The organism is Mycobacterium sp. (assembly GCF_035314905.1).
Lineage (GTDB): Bacteria > Actinomycetota > Actinomycetes > Mycobacteriales > Mycobacteriaceae > Mycobacterium.
Window position 1 is genome coordinate 1 of the sequence record NZ_DATFYW010000205.1, and the last position, 18,041, is coordinate 18,041.

16 protein-coding genes are annotated in these 18,041 nt (G+C 68.3%); 6 read left to right on the plus strand and 10 right to left on the minus strand.

Features of this window, described 5'->3' with window-relative positions; genetic code table 11:
- The 5 genes from pgl to tkt form a co-directional block, all read right to left on the minus strand.
- The coding region (gene pgl / locus VKG81_RS18020; RefSeq protein WP_324397916.1) for a 6-phosphogluconolactonase at nucleotides 1-708 on the minus strand (708 nt) is incomplete at its 3' end.
- Nucleotides 705-1,616 (minus strand): glucose-6-phosphate dehydrogenase assembly protein OpcA, encoded by a 912-nt coding sequence (opcA, locus tag VKG81_RS18025; protein ID WP_324397917.1) that lies wholly within the window; start codon nucleotides 1,614-1,616, stop codon nucleotides 705-707. The genes pgl and opcA, both read right to left, overlap by 4 nt.
- Nucleotides 1,616-3,166, minus strand: a complete 1,551-nt coding sequence (gene zwf / locus VKG81_RS18030; RefSeq protein WP_324397918.1) for a glucose-6-phosphate dehydrogenase — start codon at nucleotides 3,164-3,166, stop codon at nucleotides 1,616-1,618. The genes opcA and zwf overlap by 1 nt, the downstream gene beginning before the upstream one ends.
- Nucleotides 3,163-4,281: a transaldolase gene (gene tal, locus VKG81_RS18035; RefSeq protein ID WP_324397919.1), complete on the minus strand. Its 1,119-nt coding sequence runs from the start codon at nucleotides 4,279-4,281 to the stop codon at nucleotides 3,163-3,165. The genes zwf and tal overlap by 4 nt, the downstream gene beginning before the upstream one ends.
- A 19-nt stretch (nucleotides 4,282-4,300) precedes the next feature.
- On the minus strand, nucleotides 4,301-6,391 hold the full coding sequence (gene tkt, locus VKG81_RS18040) for a transketolase (protein WP_324397920.1): 2,091 nt from the start codon (nucleotides 6,389-6,391) through the stop codon (nucleotides 4,301-4,303).
- 249 nt (nucleotides 6,392-6,640) lie between these two features.
- On the opposite strand from tkt, the gene VKG81_RS18045 reads away from it, so the two are divergent.
- Nucleotides 6,641-7,561, plus strand: coding sequence for a heme o synthase (locus VKG81_RS18045; RefSeq protein ID WP_324397921.1), 921 nt, complete (start codon nucleotides 6,641-6,643; stop codon nucleotides 7,559-7,561).
- Here VKG81_RS18045 and VKG81_RS18050 read toward each other — a convergent pair.
- Nucleotides 7,550-8,521 carry a quinone oxidoreductase gene (locus VKG81_RS18050; RefSeq protein WP_324397922.1) on the minus strand — a complete coding sequence of 324 codons (972 nt, stop codon included), beginning with the start codon at nucleotides 8,519-8,521 and terminating at the stop codon, nucleotides 7,550-7,552. The two genes, VKG81_RS18045 and VKG81_RS18050, sit on opposite strands and share 12 nt — an antisense overlap.
- A gap of 19 nt (nucleotides 8,522-8,540) precedes the next feature.
- On the opposite strand from VKG81_RS18050, the gene VKG81_RS18055 reads away from it, so the two are divergent.
- Nucleotides 8,541-9,485 carry a hypothetical protein gene (locus tag VKG81_RS18055; RefSeq protein WP_324397923.1) on the plus strand — a complete coding sequence of 315 codons (945 nt, stop codon included), beginning with the start codon at nucleotides 8,541-8,543 and terminating at the stop codon, nucleotides 9,483-9,485.
- On the opposite strand, the gene VKG81_RS18060 is transcribed toward VKG81_RS18055, so the two are convergent.
- The 4 genes from VKG81_RS18060 to mptB all read right to left on the minus strand — a co-directional run bounded on the left by VKG81_RS18060 (nucleotide 9,435) and on the right by mptB (nucleotide 13,879).
- Complete coding sequence (locus VKG81_RS18060; protein WP_324398027.1) at nucleotides 9,435-10,361, minus strand: heme A synthase; 927 nt, start codon at nucleotides 10,359-10,361, stop codon at nucleotides 9,435-9,437. The two genes, VKG81_RS18055 and VKG81_RS18060, sit on opposite strands and share 51 nt — an antisense overlap.
- 85 nt (nucleotides 10,362-10,446) lie before the next feature.
- Nucleotides 10,447-11,220 (minus strand): ABC transporter permease, encoded by a 774-nt coding sequence (locus VKG81_RS18065; protein ID WP_324397924.1) that lies wholly within the window; start codon nucleotides 11,218-11,220, stop codon nucleotides 10,447-10,449.
- Nucleotides 11,217-12,149 carry an ABC transporter ATP-binding protein gene (locus VKG81_RS18070; RefSeq protein WP_324397925.1) on the minus strand — a complete coding sequence of 311 codons (933 nt, stop codon included), beginning with the start codon at nucleotides 12,147-12,149 and terminating at the stop codon, nucleotides 11,217-11,219. The genes VKG81_RS18065 and VKG81_RS18070 overlap by 4 nt, the downstream gene beginning before the upstream one ends.
- Nucleotides 12,146-13,879 carry a polyprenol phosphomannose-dependent alpha 1,6 mannosyltransferase MptB gene (mptB, locus tag VKG81_RS18075; protein WP_324397926.1) on the minus strand — a complete coding sequence of 578 codons (1,734 nt, stop codon included), beginning with the start codon at nucleotides 13,877-13,879 and terminating at the stop codon, nucleotides 12,146-12,148. The genes VKG81_RS18070 and mptB overlap by 4 nt, the downstream gene beginning before the upstream one ends.
- On the opposite strand from mptB, the gene VKG81_RS18080 reads away from it, so the two are divergent.
- Genes VKG81_RS18080 through sufC form a run of 4 tightly spaced genes read left to right on the plus strand, consistent with a single transcriptional unit; the run spans nucleotide 13,865 to nucleotide 18,040 of the window.
- Nucleotides 13,865-14,650 carry a metalloregulator ArsR/SmtB family transcription factor gene (locus tag VKG81_RS18080; protein ID WP_324397927.1) on the plus strand — a complete coding sequence of 262 codons (786 nt, stop codon included), beginning with the start codon at nucleotides 13,865-13,867 and terminating at the stop codon, nucleotides 14,648-14,650. The genes mptB and VKG81_RS18080 overlap by 15 nt on opposite strands.
- Complete coding sequence (gene sufB, locus VKG81_RS18085) at nucleotides 14,647-16,095, plus strand: Fe-S cluster assembly protein SufB (RefSeq protein WP_324397928.1); 1,449 nt, start codon at nucleotides 14,647-14,649, stop codon at nucleotides 16,093-16,095. The genes VKG81_RS18080 and sufB overlap by 4 nt, the downstream gene beginning before the upstream one ends.
- Entirely contained in the window at nucleotides 16,092-17,264 is a 1,173-nt protein-coding gene (sufD, locus tag VKG81_RS18090) for a Fe-S cluster assembly protein SufD (RefSeq protein ID WP_324397929.1), read from the plus strand. Before sufB ends, sufD begins: the two co-directional genes overlap by 4 nt.
- Nucleotides 17,264-18,040, plus strand: a complete 777-nt coding sequence (gene sufC, locus VKG81_RS18095; RefSeq protein ID WP_324397930.1) for a Fe-S cluster assembly ATPase SufC — start codon at nucleotides 17,264-17,266, stop codon at nucleotides 18,038-18,040. The genes sufD and sufC overlap by 1 nt, the downstream gene beginning before the upstream one ends.
- Nucleotide 18,041: the final 1 nt, after the last annotated feature.

The following is an 18,041-nucleotide window of genomic DNA, read 5'->3' on the forward strand; positions in this document are numbered from 1 at the left end:
CAGCCAGATCGTCGCCTCACGGCCGACGGCGCCGGCGGCCGGCACCTCGTCGGGATCCGCCCCGCCCAGAGCCGCCGCCACCGCTTCGGCCTTGTTCTCTCCGGAGACGATCAGCCATACCTCCCGCGACCGTTGAATCGCGGGCAGTGTCAACGTGATCCGCCGCGGCGGTGGCTTGGGGGAGTTTTCGACGCCCACCACCGGTCGGCTGGTCTCCCGCACGGCGGCGCTGTGCGGGAAAAGGGAGTTGATGTGACCCTCGGGACCCATCCCGAGCAGGTGAACGTCGAAATCAGGTGCGGGCTCACCGGGCCCGGCGTTGGCCGCCAGGACATGGCCGTATGCGAGGGCGGCGGCGTCGATGTCGTCGCCGAACTCGCCGTCGCTGGCCGGCATGGGATGCACGTTGCCCGGCGGGATGTCGATCCGCTCGATCAGCGCTTCGGTTGCCTGCTTTTCGTTGCGTTCGTCATCGTCGGTGGGCACGTAGCGTTCGTCGCCCCAGAACAGGTGAACCCTGGACCAGTCGATCCGATCGGCATGCCTGCCGACGCGCCTGAGCATCGCGATGCCGGTGCCGCCACCGGTCAGCACGATCATCGCTTTGCCGCGGGCGGCAATGGCGCCGATCATCGCGTCGACCAGGCGGTCGCCGGCCGCGGCCACCAACGCCTCGGCGTCCGGATAGGTTTGGATGGTTGCGCTCACACGTAGGCCACCTTGTCGATGCCCTCGAGGGCTTCGGAGTAGATCTCGTCGGGATCCAGCCGGCGGAGATCCTCGGCGAGGCATTCGCGAGTTTCCCTGCGCGGCAACGGCAGCAGCGCGTTCGGCCGGCCAGTGCGGGTGAGCGTGGCCGTCGTTCCCGTCTGCGGGCGGCTCAGCGTTATCGTCTCGCTGGTGCGGACCAGTTCCACCTTCAGCTCACCGACCGCGCGCTGCACCGGTCCGTCGATGCGGCTGGCCAGCCAACCGGCCAAGATGTCGAGCGCGGGTTCGGTCTTCAGCCCGGACACCAAAGCGGATCTGATCGGCTCGAACGGCGGCTGATCCACTGCCGCGGCGAGCAGCGCGCGCCAGTACGTGATGCGACTCCACGCGAGGTCGGTATCGCCGGGAGTGTAGCCGGCCAGCCTGCTCTTGATGCACGCCAGCGGGTCGGGAGCGTCAGTGGCGTCGGTGAGGCGCCGATTGGCCAACTGTCCCAGCTGGTCTCGCGCCGGCACGGCGGGCGCACTGCCGGGCCACCACGTGACCACGGGGGTGTCCGGCAGCAGAAACGGCAGCACGACACTGCTGCAGTGCTGGGCCAGCGGCCCCGAAACGCGCAGCACGACAACCTCGCCCGCCCCGGCATCGCCGCCAACGCGCAGCTGCGCGTCCAGCCGGGGGTCGTCGACCAGTCGATCGCCGGGCACGACCACGATGATGCGGCACGGGTGCTCGCGGCTGGCCCACGCGGCCGCGCCGATCGAATCCTCGATCTGGTCGTCGCCGTCGGGTGCGATGACCAGGGTCAACACCCGGCCCAGCGTGATGGCGCCGCCCTCCTCGCGGAGCGTCGTGATGCGCTTGTTGATCTCGTTGGTCGTCGTGTTCGGAAGATCGACAATCATCAGGGCCGCCTCCATTCCCGGCCCATACGGTGCAGCATCTCGAAGGCCGACGGCGGGCCCCAGGTGCCGGCTTCGTACGGCTCGGGCCGACCGTGCGTCGCCCAGTAATCGAGTACCGGATCGAGGATCTCCCAGGACAATTCGACCTCTTCGTTGACCGGGAACAGCGACGGCTCGCCGAGCAGCACGTCCAGGATCAACCGCTCGTAAGCTTCGGGCGAGTCCTCGGCGAAGGCCGAGCCGTAGGAGAAGTCCATGTTGACATCGCGGACCTCCATCGCGGTGCCGGGGACCTTGGAGCCGAACCGCAACGTGATGCCCTCGTCCGGCTGGATGCGGATCACCAACGCGTTGTGGCTGAGTTCCTCGGTCATCGTCTGGTCGAACGGAAGGTGCGGTGCGCGTTTGAAGATCAGCGCGATCTCGGTCACCCTGCGGGGCAGGCGCTTTCCGGTTCGCAGGAAGAACGGCACGCCCGCCCACCGACGGGTGTCGATCTCCAGCGTGATCGCGGCGAAGGTCTCGGTCTTGGAGTCCTCCGAGAACCCCTCCTCGTCCAGGAGTCCGACAACCTTCTGGCCGCCCTGCCAGCCGGCGGTGTACTGGCCCCGGGCCGTCGTCTGATCCAGCGGCTCGGCCAGCCGGACAGCCGACAGGATCTTGACCTTCTCCTCTTTCAGCTCACGCGCATTGAACGTGATCGGCTCTTCCATCGTCGTCAGCGCCAGCAACTGCAGCAAGTGGTTCTGGATCACGTCGCGGGCCGCACCGATGCCATCGTAGTAGCCCGCGCGGCCGCCCAGGCCGATGTCCTCGGCCATCGTGATCTGCACGCTGTCAACGTAGAAGGCGTTCCAGATCGGCTCGTAGAGCTCATTGGCGAACCGCAGCGCCAGGATGTTCTGGACGGTCTCCTTGCCGAGGTAGTGGTCGATGCGAAACACCGACTCCTCCGGGAAGACGCTGTTGACAACCGCGTTGAGCTCGCGGGCGCTTTCAAGGTCGTGGCCGAACGGCTTCTCGATCACCACGCGGCTCCACCTGCCCTCCTGCTGGCGTGCGAGGCCCGACTTCTTCAGCTGCTCGCACACCTGGGGAAAGGCCTTCGGCGGGATCGCCAGATAGAACGCGTGGTTGCCGGCCGTGCCGCGCTCAACGTCCAGCTTGTCCAGTGTCTCGGCCAGCCGCACGAACGCCGCATCTTCGTCGAATGACCCGTGCACAAACCGCAGCCCCTCGGCCAGCCGGTCCCAGACCTCCTGGCGGAACGGTGTGCGAGCGTATTGCTTGACCGCGTCGTAGACGACCTCGCCGAAGTCCTCGTCCGCCCAGTCGCGGCGGGCGAACCCGACAAGAGCGAACGACGGCGAGAGCAGGCCGCGATTCGCCAGGTCGTAGATAGCGGGCATCAGCTTCTTTCGCGCCAAGTCTCCGGTGACGCCGAAGATCACCATCCCGCACGGCCCGGCGATCCGGGGAAGGCGTTTATCTCGCTTGTCGCGCAGTGGATTTCGCCACTTCCACGAGGACAGCGCGTGGGTGTCGGTCATTTCGCCGCGGCGTCGAGCTCGGCCTTGGTGGCTTCCAGCAGCTCGTGCCAAGAGGCCTCGAACTTCTCGACGCCTTCGTTCTCCAGCACCAGGAACACGTCGCGCAGGTCGACGCCGACCGCCTCCAGCTCGTCGAAGAGCTGCTGCGCCTCCGCGGCCCTGCCGGACACGGTGTCCCCGGTGACGACGCCGTGATCCGCGACGGCGCGAAGGGTTTTCTCCGGCATCGTGTTCACCGTGTTGGGCGCGACCAACTCGGTGACGTACATCGTGTCGGGGTAGTCGGGGTTCTTCACGCCGGTCGAGGCCCACAGCGGGCGCTGCACCCGCGCACCGTCGGACTTCAGTGCCTGATACCGCTCGCCGCCGACGAACACCTCCTGGTAGGCCGCGTACGCCAGGCGCGCGTTGGCGATACCCGCCTGGCCGCGTAGCGCGAGCGCCTCGTCGGTGCCGATCTTCTCCAGCCGCTTGTCAATCTCGGTGTCGACACGGGACACGAAGAACGACGCGACCGAGTGGATCTTCGAGATGTCGTGGCCGCCGGCCTTGGCGGCTTCCAGCCCCGCCAGGTAGGCATCCATCACTGCGCGGTGCCGCTCGACGGAGAAGATCAGCGTGACGTTCACCGAGATGCCTTCTGCCAGCGTCGAGGTGATGGCGGGCAGGCCGGCCTGCGTGGCCGGGATCTTGATCAGCAGGTTCGGGCGGTCGACGATCTTCCACAACTCGATGGCCTGCAGGGCCGTCTTGTCGGCGTCGTGCGCGAGCCGCGGGTCGACCTCGATCGACACCCGGCCGTCGACGCCGTCCGAAGCCTCCCACTGCGGACGCAGCACGTCGCAGGCCTCACGGACGTCGTCGGTGGTGACGGTGCGGATGGCCGCCTCGACGTCCGCGCCGCGCTCGGCGAGTTCGCCGATCTGCTCGTCGTAGGCATGTCCCTTGGACAGCGCCTGCTGGAAGATCGTCGGATTCGTGGTAACCCCGACGACGCACATGGTGTCGATCAGCTCCTGCAGGTTGCCAGTCCGGAGCCGGTCGCGGGACAGGTCGTCGAGCCATACAGCCACACCGGCCGCGGACAACGCGGCGAGATTCGGGTTCCGGGTCATCGGTTCTGGTCCTTTTCTGCTAGTTGTCCAATGATCGTTCCGCCGCGGCCACAACGGCTTCGGGGGTAAACCCGAACTCGCGGAACAGTGTCTTCGCATCGGCTGACTCGCCGTAGTGCTCGATCGAGACGATTTCGCCGGTGTCGCCGACCAGCTTGTACCAACTCTGCGCGACCGCGGCCTCGACCGCAACCCGCGCCGACACTGCCGGCGGCAGCACCTGATTGCGGTATTCCTCCGGCTGTGATTCGAACCATTCCACACATGGCATCGAAATCACGCTGGCCGCGATGTCCTTGCCCGCCAGGATCTTTTGCGCCTCGACGGCCAACTGCAGCTCCGATCCGGTGGCCATGATCAGCACGTCGGGCGTCTCGTCGGGGATACCACCCAGCACGTACCCGCCCTTGGCCACGCCTTCACGGCTGGTGCCCTGAAGCACCGGAATGCCTTGACGGGTAAGGATCAGGCCGACCGGACCGCTGCTGGCTCCGCGCTGCAGGATGGTGTGCCACACGTAGGCGGTCTCGTTCGGGTCACCCGGCCGCACCACCGACAGATTCGGGATCGCCCGCAACGCCGCCAGGTGCTCGATGGGCTGATGGGTCGGGCCGTCCTCGCCCAGCCCGATCGAATCATGCGTCCAGACATAGATCGTGTCGATGTCCATCAGTGAGGCCAGCCGCACCGCCGGACGCATGTAATCGGAGAACTGCAGGAACGTGCCGCCGAAGGCCCGGGTGGGCCCGTGCAGAACGATGCCCGACAGGATCGCACCCATCGCATGCTCCCGCACACCGAAATGCAACACCCGGCCGTACCAGTCCGCCTGGTACTCCTTCGTCGAAATCGACGGCGGTCCGAAGGACAGCACCCCCTTGATCGTGGTGTCATTGCTGCCCGCCAGGTCCGCCGACCCGCCCCACAGCTCGGGAAGCTTCGGCGCCACCGCGTTGATCACGGCGCCCGACGCGGCGCGGGTCGCCAGGGGCTTCGAGCCCGGCTCCCAGTACGGCAGGTCGGCATCCCAGCCGTCGGGCAACCTGTGGGCGAGCAACCGGTCGAGCAGCGCCTTGCGCTCGGGCTCGCGCTCGGCCCACGCGTCGAACTCGCTCTGCCACTTCGCATGAGCCTCCCTTCCCCGCTCCACGAGCTTGCGGGTGTGGGCCAGGACGTCGTCGCGCACCTGGAAGCTCTTGTCCGGGTCAAAGCCGAGGACCCGTTTGACCGCGGCGACTTCCTCGTCGCCGAGCGCGGCCCCGTGGGCCTTGCCGGTGTTCATCAGATTCGGTGCGGGATAGCCGATCACCGTTCGCAGCGCGATGAACGACGGCCTGTCGGTGACCGACTTGGCCTCGGCGATGGCCCGTTGGATGCCGACCACGTTCTCGCCGCCCTCGACCTCCTGCACGTGCCAGCCGTAGGCCCGGTAGCGGGCTGGGGTGTCCTCGCTCAGCGCGATGTTCGTGTCGTCCTCGATCGAAATCTGGTTGCGGTCGTAGAAGACGACCAGATTGCCCAGCTGCTGGGTGCCGGCCAGCGACGACGCCTCGCTGGTGATGCCCTCCTCGATGTCGCCGTCGCTGGCGATCACGTAAATGTGGTGATCGAAGGGGCTGGTCCCGGCTGCCGCGTCCGGGTCGAACAGCCCCCGCTCGTAGCGCGACGCCATCGCCATCCCGACCGCCGATGCGAGGCCCTGGCCGAGCGGTCCGGTGGTGATCTCCACACCTTCGGTGTGACGGAACTCCGGGTGTCCGGGCGTCTTCGACCCCCACGTGCGCAGCGACTCGATGTCTGAGAGCTCCAGGCCGAAGCCGCCGAGGTAGAGCTGCAGGTAAAGGGTCAGGCTGCTATGCCCGGCCGACAGCACGAACCGGTCCCGGCCCAGCCAGTGGGTATCGCCGGGGTCATGGCGCATCGTCCGCTGGAACAATGTGTAGGCCAGCGGCGCCAGGCTCATCGCGGTGCCCGGATGGCCGTTGCCCACCTTCTGTACCGCGTCGGCCGCCAGCACGCGGATGGTGTCGACCGCGGCGGAATCCAGGTCGGTCCAGTCATCCGGGTGGTTCGGGCGGGTAAGGGCGGAGATCTCCTCTAGCGTGGTCACGTAAGTGCTCCTCACGTCGGCAGGCAGGCCCAGAGTCAACCCTAGTGCCGGTGGCCGGGATGGTCGATCGGTGCAGATTCGATTTCACTATCGCTATACCCGGCGGAATTGCTGTGAATCCACCCTGAGGTAACGGGCCGCGCCCGCCGAGGTCTACCATCGCCTGTAGTAGAAGCGGCGGCCCCGCGTTGAGCGCTCGCGCAGCGAGCCCGCGAAGAGCCGACGCCCATAGCCCAAGGAGTCACCTGCGTGAGCATTCGCGAGGGCGTAGCGCCCGGCCGGATCCGCACCACGCTGCTGGGTTATCTGGCGCTGACCAAACCTCGCGTGATCGAGTTGCTTCTTGTCACCGCCATACCCGCCATGCTGCTCGCCCACCGCGGCAGCGTCGCACCGCTGCTGATCGCCAACACGCTGATCGGCGGAATGCTGGCCGCCGCGGGCGCCAACACGCTGAATTGCGTGGCCGACGCCGACATCGACAAGGTCATGAGCCGCACCGCTCGCCGGCCGCTGCCGCGGGCCGCGGTGCCAAGGCGCAACGCACTGGTCTTCGGGGTCGTGCTGTCGGTCGGGTCGTTCTTCTGGCTGTGGTGGACGACCAACCTGTTGTCGGGCCTGCTGGCGGTCGCGACGATCGCGTTCTACGTGTTCGTCTACACGCTGCTGCTCAAGCGCCGCACCTGGCAGAACGTGGTGTGGGGCGGGGCCGCGGGCTGCATGCCCGTGATGATCGGCTGGTCCGCAGTCACGGGCACCATCGGCTGGCCGGCGCTGGTGATGTTCGCGGTCATCTTCTTCTGGACACCGCCACATACCTGGGCCCTTGCGATGCGGTACAAGGAGGACTACCGGGCCGCCGGGGTGCCGATGCTGCCGACGATAGCCACCGAGCGGCAGGTGACCAAGCAGATACTGGCCTACACGTGGCTGACGGTGCTTTCCACGCTGGTGCTGACGCTCGCCGCGGGCTGGCTGTACGCGGCGGCCGCGCTGGTGGCCGGCGGCTGGTTTCTGGTGATGGCCCATCAGCTCTACGCCGGCGTGCGGCGCGGTGAGCCGGTCAAGCCGCTGCGGCTGTTCCTGCAGTCCAACAATTATCTGGCCGTGGTGTTCTGCGCGCTCGCCGTGGATTCGGCGCTCGCGCTGCCCACGCTGCTAGGGAAGTAGCACGATCGCGCCGGTCGTCCTGCGGCTCTGCAGGTCGGTGTGCGCGCGGGCCGCCTCGGCCAGGCGATAGGTGCCCCCGATGCTGATCCGGAGCACTCCCTTTTCGATGACGTCGAGCAGTTCGCCTGCCCGCCATGCAAATTCGTCTCGCGTGCGGGTGAAGTGCACCAGCGATGGCCGGGTCAGATAAACGGAGCCCGCGGCGTTGAGCCGCTGCGGGTCCACCGGCGGGACCGGGCCGCTGGACGCTCCGAACAGCGCCAGCGTGCCGCGCACGGCCAGGCTGGCCAAGCTCGCGTCGAAGGTCGTCCTGCCGACCCCGTCGTACACCACCGCGGCCCCGCCGTGGGTGAGCTCCTTGATCTTCGAACCGAACTGCCCGGGGTCGTCGGGATAGTCGAGCACGTCAGAGGCACCGGCCGTGCGGGACACCTCCGCCTTCGCCGGCGTGGACACGGTCGTGATCACCCGCGCGCCGAAATGGGTGGCCCATTGCGTCAAGAGCAGCCCGACGCCGCCCGCGCCCGCGTGCACCAACAGCGCGTCGCCGCCCTCGACCGGATACACCGACTTCAGCAGGTAGTGCGCGGTCATGCCCTTGAGCAACGACGCCGCCGCGACCTCGGGGCTGACGTGCTCAGGCACCTTGGCGGTCCTGTCGGCGGGTGCCGTCGAGAACTCGGCATACGCGCCATCAGCGTTAGCGGTGACGACGCGCTCGCCGACGCTGAACCCCTCGACGCCATCGCCAAGGGCAGCCAGTGTGCCGCACACCTCGGTGCCGGAAATGAACGGCGTCTCGCGGGGATAGGCCCCGGTCCGGAAATAGGTGTCGATGTAGTTGACCCCGATCGCCTCGGCCTTGATCAGCAGCTCACCCGGTCCGGGGGAGGGCTCCGGCCGTTCGACGTAGCGCAGAACCTCCGGGCCGCCGTGCTCGGCGATTTCGATTGCGTGCATATGGCTATCATGCCGGGGCATGAAGCTCGCGCGGCCGGATGTGTTCCATCCCCGCGTCGTGCTGGCCGGCTGCCCGCAACTGGTTGCCGGTGACGGCGACGACGACGGCCTGGTGGGCGCGCTGCGCCGCCGCGGACTTTTCGCCCGCTGGCTGTCGTGGGATGACCCCGAGACCGTCCGCGCCGACGTGGTGATCCTGCGGGCGACGTGGGACTACGCCGAGCGGCTCGACGAGTTCCTGGCCTGGACGACGACCGTGCGCCACCTGCTCAACCCGGCCGCGGTGGTCGCGTGGAACACCGACAAGCGCTACCTGCTCGACCTGGCCCGCCGCGGTGTGCCGATCGTGCCCACCGCGGTGTTCGCGCCGGGCGAGGAGGTGCAGCTGCCTCCGGGGGGTGAGGTGGTCGTCAAGCCCAGCGTCGGGGTTGGGTCGATCGGCTCTGAGCGCTTCACCGATCCCGCTGCGGCGCTGCGCCACGCGGCGACCCTGCACCGGCAGGGCCGGTCGGTGCTGGTGCAACCGTATGACGCCCGGGTCGAACGCGACGGCGAAACGGCGCTGGTGTTTCTGGGCGGTAAGGCATCTCACGCGTTCACCAAGGCGGCGATCCTGCCGCCGGCGGGTCGCCCGCCCGAACTGGACGCGACGGGCAGCTATGCGGCGGAGACGCTCACAGCAGCCGAGCCGGATTTCGAGCTGTGGGACGTGGGATTCGACGCGCTGCACGCGGCCGCGGCGCAGCTCGGCATCCACCCGGGCGAGCTGCTCTACGCCAGGGCGGATGTGATCGGAGGCATCGATGACCCCCGGCTGATCGAGTTGGAGCTGATCGAGCCGTCGCTGGGCTGGCGTCGATTGGACGCCGACACCCGCGAGCGTCAGCTGCGCGAGTTCGCGTTGTCGGTCGAGTCAGCGCTGGAGCGGCTCGGGCTCGGCCCGCTCTCGCATCGACGCCCATAGCGCCGCGGTGGCCGCCGTGCACGCGGCCGCACCGGCGACGTGCACCGCGACCAAGGCCGCCGGCACACCGGTGTAGTACTGCACGACACCCACGAGCGCCTGGGCGCACACCAATACCAGCAGCACCGCCAGCCGGAGCCGCACCCGCCGCGGCGCGTGTACGGCGAGCAGCCCGAAGCCCAGGCCGACGAGCAACGCGAGATAGGCGATCAGCAACGACGAGTGAACGTGCACCAGGGCGGTGATCTCGACCTGCAGCCGCGGCACCGTGCGGGTGGGGCTCCTGTCGCCAGCGTGCGGACCCGCTGCGGTGACCAGGGTGCCGGCCACCAGGACCGCGGCCAGTATGACCGCGCTGAGAAATGTCAACCAGCGCAACGGCTTTGGTACCACCAGGCGTGGAACGCCAGTGTCTGGTTCGCCGATCTTGACGTACAGCAGCACGGCGAGCCAAACCATCGTCATCGAGGCCAGAAGGTGCGTCGCGACGGTCCACCAGAGCAGGCCGGTGAGCACCGTGATACCGCCCAGCACGGCCTGCACCACGGTCGATGCCGGTATCAGCCACGCGTAGACCAGCACCTCGCGGCGACGTCGCGCCCGTGTCACGGCCAGGACGGCGAGCACGGCGGTCAGCACCACACCCAGCGTGATCATGCGGTTGCCGAACTCGACAGCCTGGTGGATGCGCGGCACTTCGGACACCGCGACCGGGGTGAAGCTGCCGGGGAAACACTGGGGCCACGTCGGGCAGCCCAGTCCGGAGGCGGTGACGCGGACGATCGCTCCGGTGACTGCGATGCCGCCCTGGGTGAGGATCACCAACGCGGCGATCGCGCGCTGGGCGCGCAGGCCGGGCACGGGCAGCAGGTCCACAAGCCGCAGCAAAAACCGTCCGACGGGCACGGCCCGATGGTAGAGGACAGCCCACTACGCCTCGTAGTAGGTCGTCGGTCGGCCGTCAGGTGAACCGGAACCAGCGCAGCGCGGCCGATGCCGCCAAGGCGCCCCAGACGACGAGCACACCCACACCGAACCAGTCCACCGACAGCCTCATCGCCTGCGACAGCGCCTCGGTCAGCGCGCCCGACGGGGTGAGCCGGGCTGCCCACTTCACACCGCCAGCCACGACGGCGCCGCCCAGGGTCAGCGCACCGAAGCCGGCGAACACGAACCACAGCAGGTTCGCAATGGCCAGCACCACCTCGGCCTTCAGCGTTCCGCCGAGCAGCAGGCCCAGCGCCGCGAACCCGGCGGTGCCAAGGGCTATGATCACCGCGCCGAGCGCCAAACCCACGGCATCCGGCCGCCATCCGAGCGCAAAGCCTATGGCGCCCAGGATGATTGCCTGCAGGAACACGACGGTCACCACGGCCAGCGACTTGCCCACGATGATGCCCCAGACGGGCAACGCCGTCGCGCCGAGTCGCTTCAACGCGCCGTAGCGGCGGTCGAACGCGACCGCGATCGCCTGCCCGGTGAACGCGGTGGAGATGACCGCCAGCGCCATGATCGCGGGCACGAACGTCGCAGCACGGTTCGCGCCGAACGAGCCGAGCGGCAGCAGCGTCAAGCCGACCAACAGCGTGACCGGAATGAACAGCGTCAGCAGCAGCTGCTCGCCGTTGCGCAGCAGCAGCTTCAGCTCGAGGCCGTACTGCGCAGACAGCATCCGCACCACGGAATTCGGTCGCGGGTCCGGAGTGAACGTCCCGGGCGCGAAGTGAGGGGTCACGGCCGCACGTCCCGTCCGGTCAGGTCCAGGAACACGTCCTCGAGGCTGCGCTGCTCCACCCGCATGTCGGTGGCCAGCACGTCGAGCCGCGCACACCAGGCGGTCACCGTGGCCAGCACCTGCGGATCGATCCGGCCTTCCACCAGGTATTGGCCCGCCGACACCTCGCTGACGCGATACCCCTCCGGCAGCGCAGACTCGAGCAGCGTCAGGTCGAGCATCCGGGCCGCGGTGAACCGCAGCTGATTCTCGGCGCCGGTGCGCATCAGCTCGGCCGGAGTTCCCGACGCGACCGCCACGCCTTCGTCGATAATCACGATGCGGTCAGCCAGCTCCTCGGCCTCGGTCAGCTGGTGGGTGGTCAGCACGACGGTCACCCCGTCGCGACGCAGTCCGTCGATCAGCTCCCACACGAGGATCCGCGCGTGCGCGTCCATGCCCGCGGTCGGCTCGTCGAGGAACACCAGCTCGGGGCGCCCGACCAGCGCGCATGCCAACGCGAGCCGCTGCTGCTGACCGCCGGAGAGCCGGCGGTAGGTGGTGCGGACCGCCTCGGTCAGGCCGAGTGTCTCCAAAAGCCATTGTGGATCGAGAGGATTGGCGGAATAGGCCGCGACGAGGTTCAGCATCTCGCCGGCCCGTGCAGCGGGATAGCCGCCGCCGCCCTGCAGCATCACACCGATGCGCGGCCGAAGGCGCGCGTTGTCGGCGATCGGATCCAGGCCGAGTACCTCGATGGTGCCGGAGTCGGGCCGGACGAAGCCCTCGCACATCTCGACCGTCGTCGTTTTGCCTGCGCCGTTGGGTCCCAGTAACGCGAGCACCTCAGCGGTCTGAACGTCGAGGTCGAGCCCCGACACCGCTGTCGTGGAGCCGTAGCGCCTGGACACCCCGCGCAGCCGAACGGGGGTTGTCTTACCTGCGCTCACGGAGATTCAGCGTAAGCGCCGGGCAGCTGGGCCGGCGGCGGCCCCGGTAGCGGCCGGCTCACCGGCACGCGAGCCGGCGTCCGCTCGGGAATGTCGTCGGCGATCGCGGACACCGGGTGAGGCACGCTGCGCCACGGCAGTCGGGTGTAGGTCAGCGCGATCAGCAGCAGCACGACGATGGTGCTGGCCACCGTCGCGTCGATGATCTGGAACAGCGCGAACCGGTCGCCGTTGGCTGTCGGACCGAAGATTCCCACAACAAGCGTGACGATGATCGTCGCTGTGCGGAAGCCCGGCCGCGTCGCCCAGGCCGCGAGCGGGATTATCGCCCACAGCAGGTACCACGGCTGCACCACCGGGAACAGCAACACGGTCGCGCCGAGCGCAACGCCCAGGCCGCCGACCGGGTGCAGGCGCCCGCGCAGCACTGCCAGCAGCAGCCACGTGACCGTCACCGCGATGATCACCACACCGATCGCGCGGGTCAGCGACAGCACCGCGGTCGTGTGGTCGCCGAGACCGAGCAATATCCCAACCTGACCGGTGCCGAGCGCGAGCAGCGTCGGCGGCGACATCCAACTCCGCACGACGTTCGCGGTGCCGAGCGTGTAGATCCAGCCGAAGCCCAGGCCACTGGCCCATCCGATGATCGCCATCACGGCCAGCGACAACGTCATCAGCAACCCGCTGGCGGCGAGGAATCCCCTTACGTTGCCGCCCCAACGCCGCCCCAGCGCCACGGCAACGAACCCGAGCGCCAGCAGCGACGGCAACTTCACCTGCGACGACATGGTGATCAGCGCTGTCCCGGCCATCAGCATGGCCAGCGGTGTCCATTGCGACCACTCGGCGCGCCCGCGCGGCCGGAGCAACGGGCGTGGCACCAACGGCCGGTCCGAATCGGTGCCGCGCAGCGCGAACTCGGTGCCGGTCAGCATCAGGCCCAGCATCAGCGCCTCGTTGTGGATGCCGGCCACCAGGTGCATCAGCAGCAGGGGATTGGCCGCGCCCAGCCACAGCGCACTCACCTCGGCCACCCCGCAGCGGCGGGCCAGCCGCGGCGTCGCCCAGACGATCAGCCCGACGCCGACCAGCACCACCACGCGGTGACACAGCACGGCGGCCACGATGTTCTCGCCGGTCAGCTCCGAAATGCCGCGCCCGATCCACAAGAACAGCGGACCGTACGGCGCCGGGGTCTCGCGCCACAGGCTGGGAACCGAGAGCGTGAACACGTGATCCAGGCCCAGCCCCGGGGCCGGGCCGACCCGATACGGGTCGAGCCCGATCCGCGCGATCTGGCTTTGCGCCAGGTACGAGTAGACGTCCTTGCTGTACATCGGCGGTGCGATCAGCAGCGGCAGCATCCACAGAAGCAGGGTGCGGTCAAGCTGGCTGCGCGACATGCGCCTGTCGCCGAGCGCGAACCGGCCCAGCATCAGCCAGGCCAGCGCCATCATCACCGCGCCCGTGGTCGTCATGGTCAGGGAGACGGTCTGGATGCGCGACGGCAGGTTGAGCAGGCGGACCCCGAACGTCGGGTCCTGCACGACGGGCCGGGCACCCGCACCGAGCGCGCCGATGGCCATCAAGACCGTCCCGGTGGCGCCGAGAAGGCGGGTCCGACGCAGCGCGACGACCTCGGCATCGTTCAACGGGGAACCAACGGTCCGCTCGTCGCCGTGCCAGCGGGCGATCGACGTGCTCAGGGACCAATGGCCGGATGCCATCAGAGCAGAGTAACCGCGCAGCGAAGGGTGGCCTTGCTGGACCTGTTCGCCGAATTCCGTCACAATGGTGTTGTGAAAATACGTCCGGAAAGTGACCGCCGCACCCGTGGGGCGATCATCGAGCTACTGCTGGAGGCCGGACCCATCACAGCGGGCGAGATCGGAGAGCGGCTCGGCCTGTCCGCCGCCGGCGTGCGGCGGCACCTCGACGCGCTGATCGAGGCGGGCGAAGCGCAGGCCAACGCCGCCGCCGCATGGCAGCAGAGCGGCAGGGGCCGGCCCGCCAAACGCTACCGGCTGACGGCCGCCGGCCGTGCCAAGCTGGGCCACACCTACGACGATCTGGCCGCCGCCGCCATGCGCCAGCTGCGCGAGATCGGTGGCGACGCCGCGGTCCGCTCGTTCGCCCGGCAGCGCATCGACAAGATCCTGTGCGACGTCGACGACGGCGACACAAGCGGCGTGGAGGCCACCGCAGAGCGTGTTGCCGCCGCGTTGACCAGGGCCGGGTACGCGGCCACCACCAGCCACGTCGACAGCCCGATCCACGGCATCCAGATCTGCCAACACCACTGCCCGGTGTCGCACGTGGCCGAGGAATTTCCCGAGCTGTGCGAGACCGAGCGGGAGGCCATGGCCGAAGTCCTGGGGACCCACGTGCAGAGGCTCGCGACGATCGTCAACGGCGACTGCGCCTGTACCACACACGTTCCCCTTCGGCGCGCAGCCCGCGTCGAAGCCGATACCACCCTTGAAGGAGTGTCGCTATGACCCTCACGCCGGAAACCGCGGCCGCCAGGCCCGAGCCCCTGACCCAGGAAGAGGCGATCGCCTCGCTGGGCCGGTACGGCTACGGCTGGGCTGACTCCGATGTCGCGGGAGCCAGCGCAGCGCGCGGGCTGTCCGACGCCGTGGTGCGCGACATCTCGGCCAAGAAGAACGAGCCCGAGTGGATGCTGCAGAACCGGCTGAAGGCGCTGCGCATCTTCGAGCGCAAGCCGATGCCGAATTGGGGCTCCAACCTGGAAGGCATCGACTTCGACAACATCAAGTACTTCGTGCGCTCCACCGAGAAGCAGGCCGCGAGCTGGGATGAGCTGCCCGAGGACATCAAGAACACCTACGACAGGCTCGGCATCCCGGAGGCGGAGAAGCAGCGCCTGGTGTCGGGTGTCGCCGCCCAGTACGAGTCGGAGGTCGTCTACCACCAGATCCGCGAGGACCTGGAGGCCCAGGGTGTCATCTTCTTGGACACCGACACCGCGCTGCGCGAGCACCCGGACATCTTCAGGCGGTACTTCGGCACCGTGATCCCGGCCGGGGACAACAAGTTCTCGGCGCTGAACACCGCGGTGTGGTCGGGCGGCTCGTTCATCTACGTCCCGCCCGGTGTGCACGTCGACATCCCGCTGCAGGCCTACTTCCGGATCAACACCGAGAACATGGGCCAGTTCGAGCGGACCCTGATCATCGTCGACGAGGGTGCTTACGTGCACTACGTCGAGGGCTGCACGGCGCCGATCTACAAGTCGGACTCGCTGCACTCAGCCGTGGTGGAGATCATCGTCAAGCCGGGCGGGCGATGCCGCTACACGACGATCCAGAACTGGTCGAACAACGTCTACAACCTGGTGACCAAGCGGGCCCGCGCGGAGGCCGGCGCCACCATGGAGTGGATCGACGGGAACATCGGCTCCAAGGTCACGATGAAGTACCCGGCCGTCTGGATGACCGGCGAGCACGCCAAGGGCGAGGTGCTGTCGGTCGCGTTCGCCGGCGAGGGCCAGCACCAGGACACCGGCGCCAAGATGCTGCACCTGGCGCCGAACACCTCGAGCAACATCGTCTCCAAGTCGGTGGCCCGAGGCGGCGGGCGCGCGTCCTACCGCGGCCTGGTCCAGGTCAACAAGGGCGCGCACGGATCGCGCTCGAGCGTGAAATGCGATGCGCTGCTGGTCGATACGATCAGTCGCAGCGACACCTATCCGTACGTCGACATCCGCGAGGACGATGTCACGATGGGCCACGAGGCCACCGTGTCCAAGGTCAGTGAGGACCAGCTCTTCTACCTGATGAGCCGCGGGATGACCGAGGACGAGGCGATGGCGATGGTGGTGCGCGGCTTCGTGGAGCCGATCGCCAAGGAGCTCCCGATGGAGTATGCGCTGGAGCTCAACCGCCTGATCGAGCTGCAGATGGAGGGCGCGGTCGGGTGACCGGGGCAACGCTGGCGACCGCCAACAAGGGTGAGATCTTCACGTCGTTCGACGTCAATGCATTCGAGGTACCCGGTGGCCGGGACGAAATCTGGCGGTTCACGCCGCTGCGTCGGCTGCGCGGCCTGCACAACGGGTCGGCCCCGGCCACTGGCTCTGCCCGAATCGAGGTCGGCGAACGCCCCGGTGTCACCGTCGAGACGGTGCGCCGCGGCGACGAGCGGCTGGGCCAGGCGGGCGTCCCCGCCGACCGGGTTGCGGCCCAGGCCTTTTCGTCGTTCAACCGGGCGACGATTGTGGGCGTCGACAAGGGTGCAACGCCGGACGGGCCGATCGACATCGCGATCACCGGCCCCGGCGAGGGCGCCACGGCCTACGGGCACCTGCAGGTCCGCGTCGGCGAGCTGGCCGAGGCGGTCGCCGTGATCGACCAGCGCGGCAGCGGAACCTACGCCGACAACGTCGAATTCGTCGTCGGCGACGCGGCCCGGCTGACCGTGGTGTCGATCGCCGACTGGGCCGACGATGCCGTGAATGTCAGCACCCACCACGCCGCGATGGGCAAGGACGCGGTGCTGCGTCACGTCGCGGTCATGCTCGGTGGCGACCTGGTCCGGACCACCGTCCGGGTGCGCTTTTGCGCGCCCGGCGGTGACGCCGAGCTGCTCGGCCTGTACTTCGCCGACGACGGTCAGCATCTGGAGTCGCGGCTGCTGATCGACCACGCCCAGCCCAACTGTCGCTCCCATGTGCTGTACAAGGGCGCATTGCAAGGCGATCCGGACTCGTCACGGCCCGACGCCCACACCGTATGGGTGGGCGACGCGCTGATCCGGGCGGAGGCCACCGGTACCAACACGTTCGAGACGAACCGCAACCTGGTGCTCACCGACGGCGCCCGCGCGGATTCGATGCCCAACCTCGAGATCGAGACCGGCGAAATCGTGGGCGCCGGACACGCCAGCGCCACCGGACGATTCGACGACGAGCAGCTGTTCTACCTGCGTGCCCGTGGCATCCCCGAAGACCAGGCCCGCCGGCTGATCGTGCGCGGCTTCTTCGGCGAGATCATCAACAAGATCGCCGTGCCCGCTGTCCGCGACCGGCTCACCGCAGCCATCGAACACGAGCTGGAACTCACCGAGAGCATCCAAGGAATCACACACTGATGACCACACTGGAAATCAAGGACCTGCATGTCAGCGTCGCGGCCACCGACGAGGCCGACGACATCCCGATCCTCAAGGGTGTCAATCTGACCGTGAAGTCAGGGGAGACCCATGCGCTGATGGGGCCCAACGGATCCGGCAAGTCGACGCTGTCCTACGCGATCGCCGGACACCCGAAATACAAGGTGACGTCCGGATCGATCACCCTCGACGGACAAGACGTGCTCGCGATGACGGTCGACGAGCGGGCCCGCGCCGGGCTGTTCCTGGCCATGCAGTACCCCGTCGAGGTGCCGGGCGTGTCGATGTCGAACTTCCTGCGGACCGCCGCCACCGCCGTGCGCGGCGAGGCGCCGAAGCTGCGGCACTGGATCAAGGAAGTCAAGGCCGCGATGGAGTCGCTCGACATCGACCCGCAGTTCGCCGAACGCAGCGTCAACGAAGGCTTTTCCGGCGGTGAGAAAAAGCGGCACGAAATCCTTCAGCTCGCCGTGCTCAAGCCGAAGATCGCGATCCTCGACGAGACCGACTCGGGGCTGGATGTCGACGCCCTGCGGGTGGTCAGCGAGGGCGTCAACCGTTACGCCGAGGAGGTCCATGGCGGCATCCTGCTGATCACCCACTACACCCGGATCCTGCGCTACATCCATCCCGACTTCGTCCATGTGTTCGTCGGCGGGCGCATCGTCGAATCCGGCGGCCCCGAGCTGGCCGACGAGCTCGACCAGAACGGCTACGAGCGCTTCACCCAGCAGGGCGCACCGACGGGAGGATAGC

Coding starts and splice junctions, on each gene's coding strand:
- opcA (WP_324397917.1), bottom strand. CDS start 1,616: ATGATTGTCGATCTTCCGAACACGACGACCAACGAGATCAACAAGCGC.
- zwf (WP_324397918.1), bottom strand. CDS start 3,166: ATGACCGACACCCACGCGCTGTCCTCGTGGAAGTGGCGAAATCCACTG.
- tal (WP_324397919.1), bottom strand. CDS start 4,281: ATGACCCGGAACCCGAATCTCGCCGCGTTGTCCGCGGCCGGTGTGGCT.
- VKG81_RS18050 (WP_324397922.1), bottom strand. CDS start 8,521: ATGCACGCAATCGAAATCGCCGAGCACGGCGGCCCGGAGGTTCTGCGC.
- VKG81_RS18055 (WP_324397923.1), top strand. CDS start 8,541: ATGAAGCTCGCGCGGCCGGATGTGTTCCATCCCCGCGTCGTGCTGGCC.
- VKG81_RS18080 (WP_324397927.1), top strand. CDS start 13,865: ATGGCCGGATGCCATCAGAGCAGAGTAACCGCGCAGCGAAGGGTGGCC.
- mptB (WP_324397926.1), bottom strand. CDS start 13,879: ATGGCATCCGGCCATTGGTCCCTGAGCACGTCGATCGCCCGCTGGCAC.
- sufB (WP_324397928.1), top strand. CDS start 14,647: ATGACCCTCACGCCGGAAACCGCGGCCGCCAGGCCCGAGCCCCTGACC.
- sufC (WP_324397930.1), top strand. CDS start 17,264: ATGACCACACTGGAAATCAAGGACCTGCATGTCAGCGTCGCGGCCACC.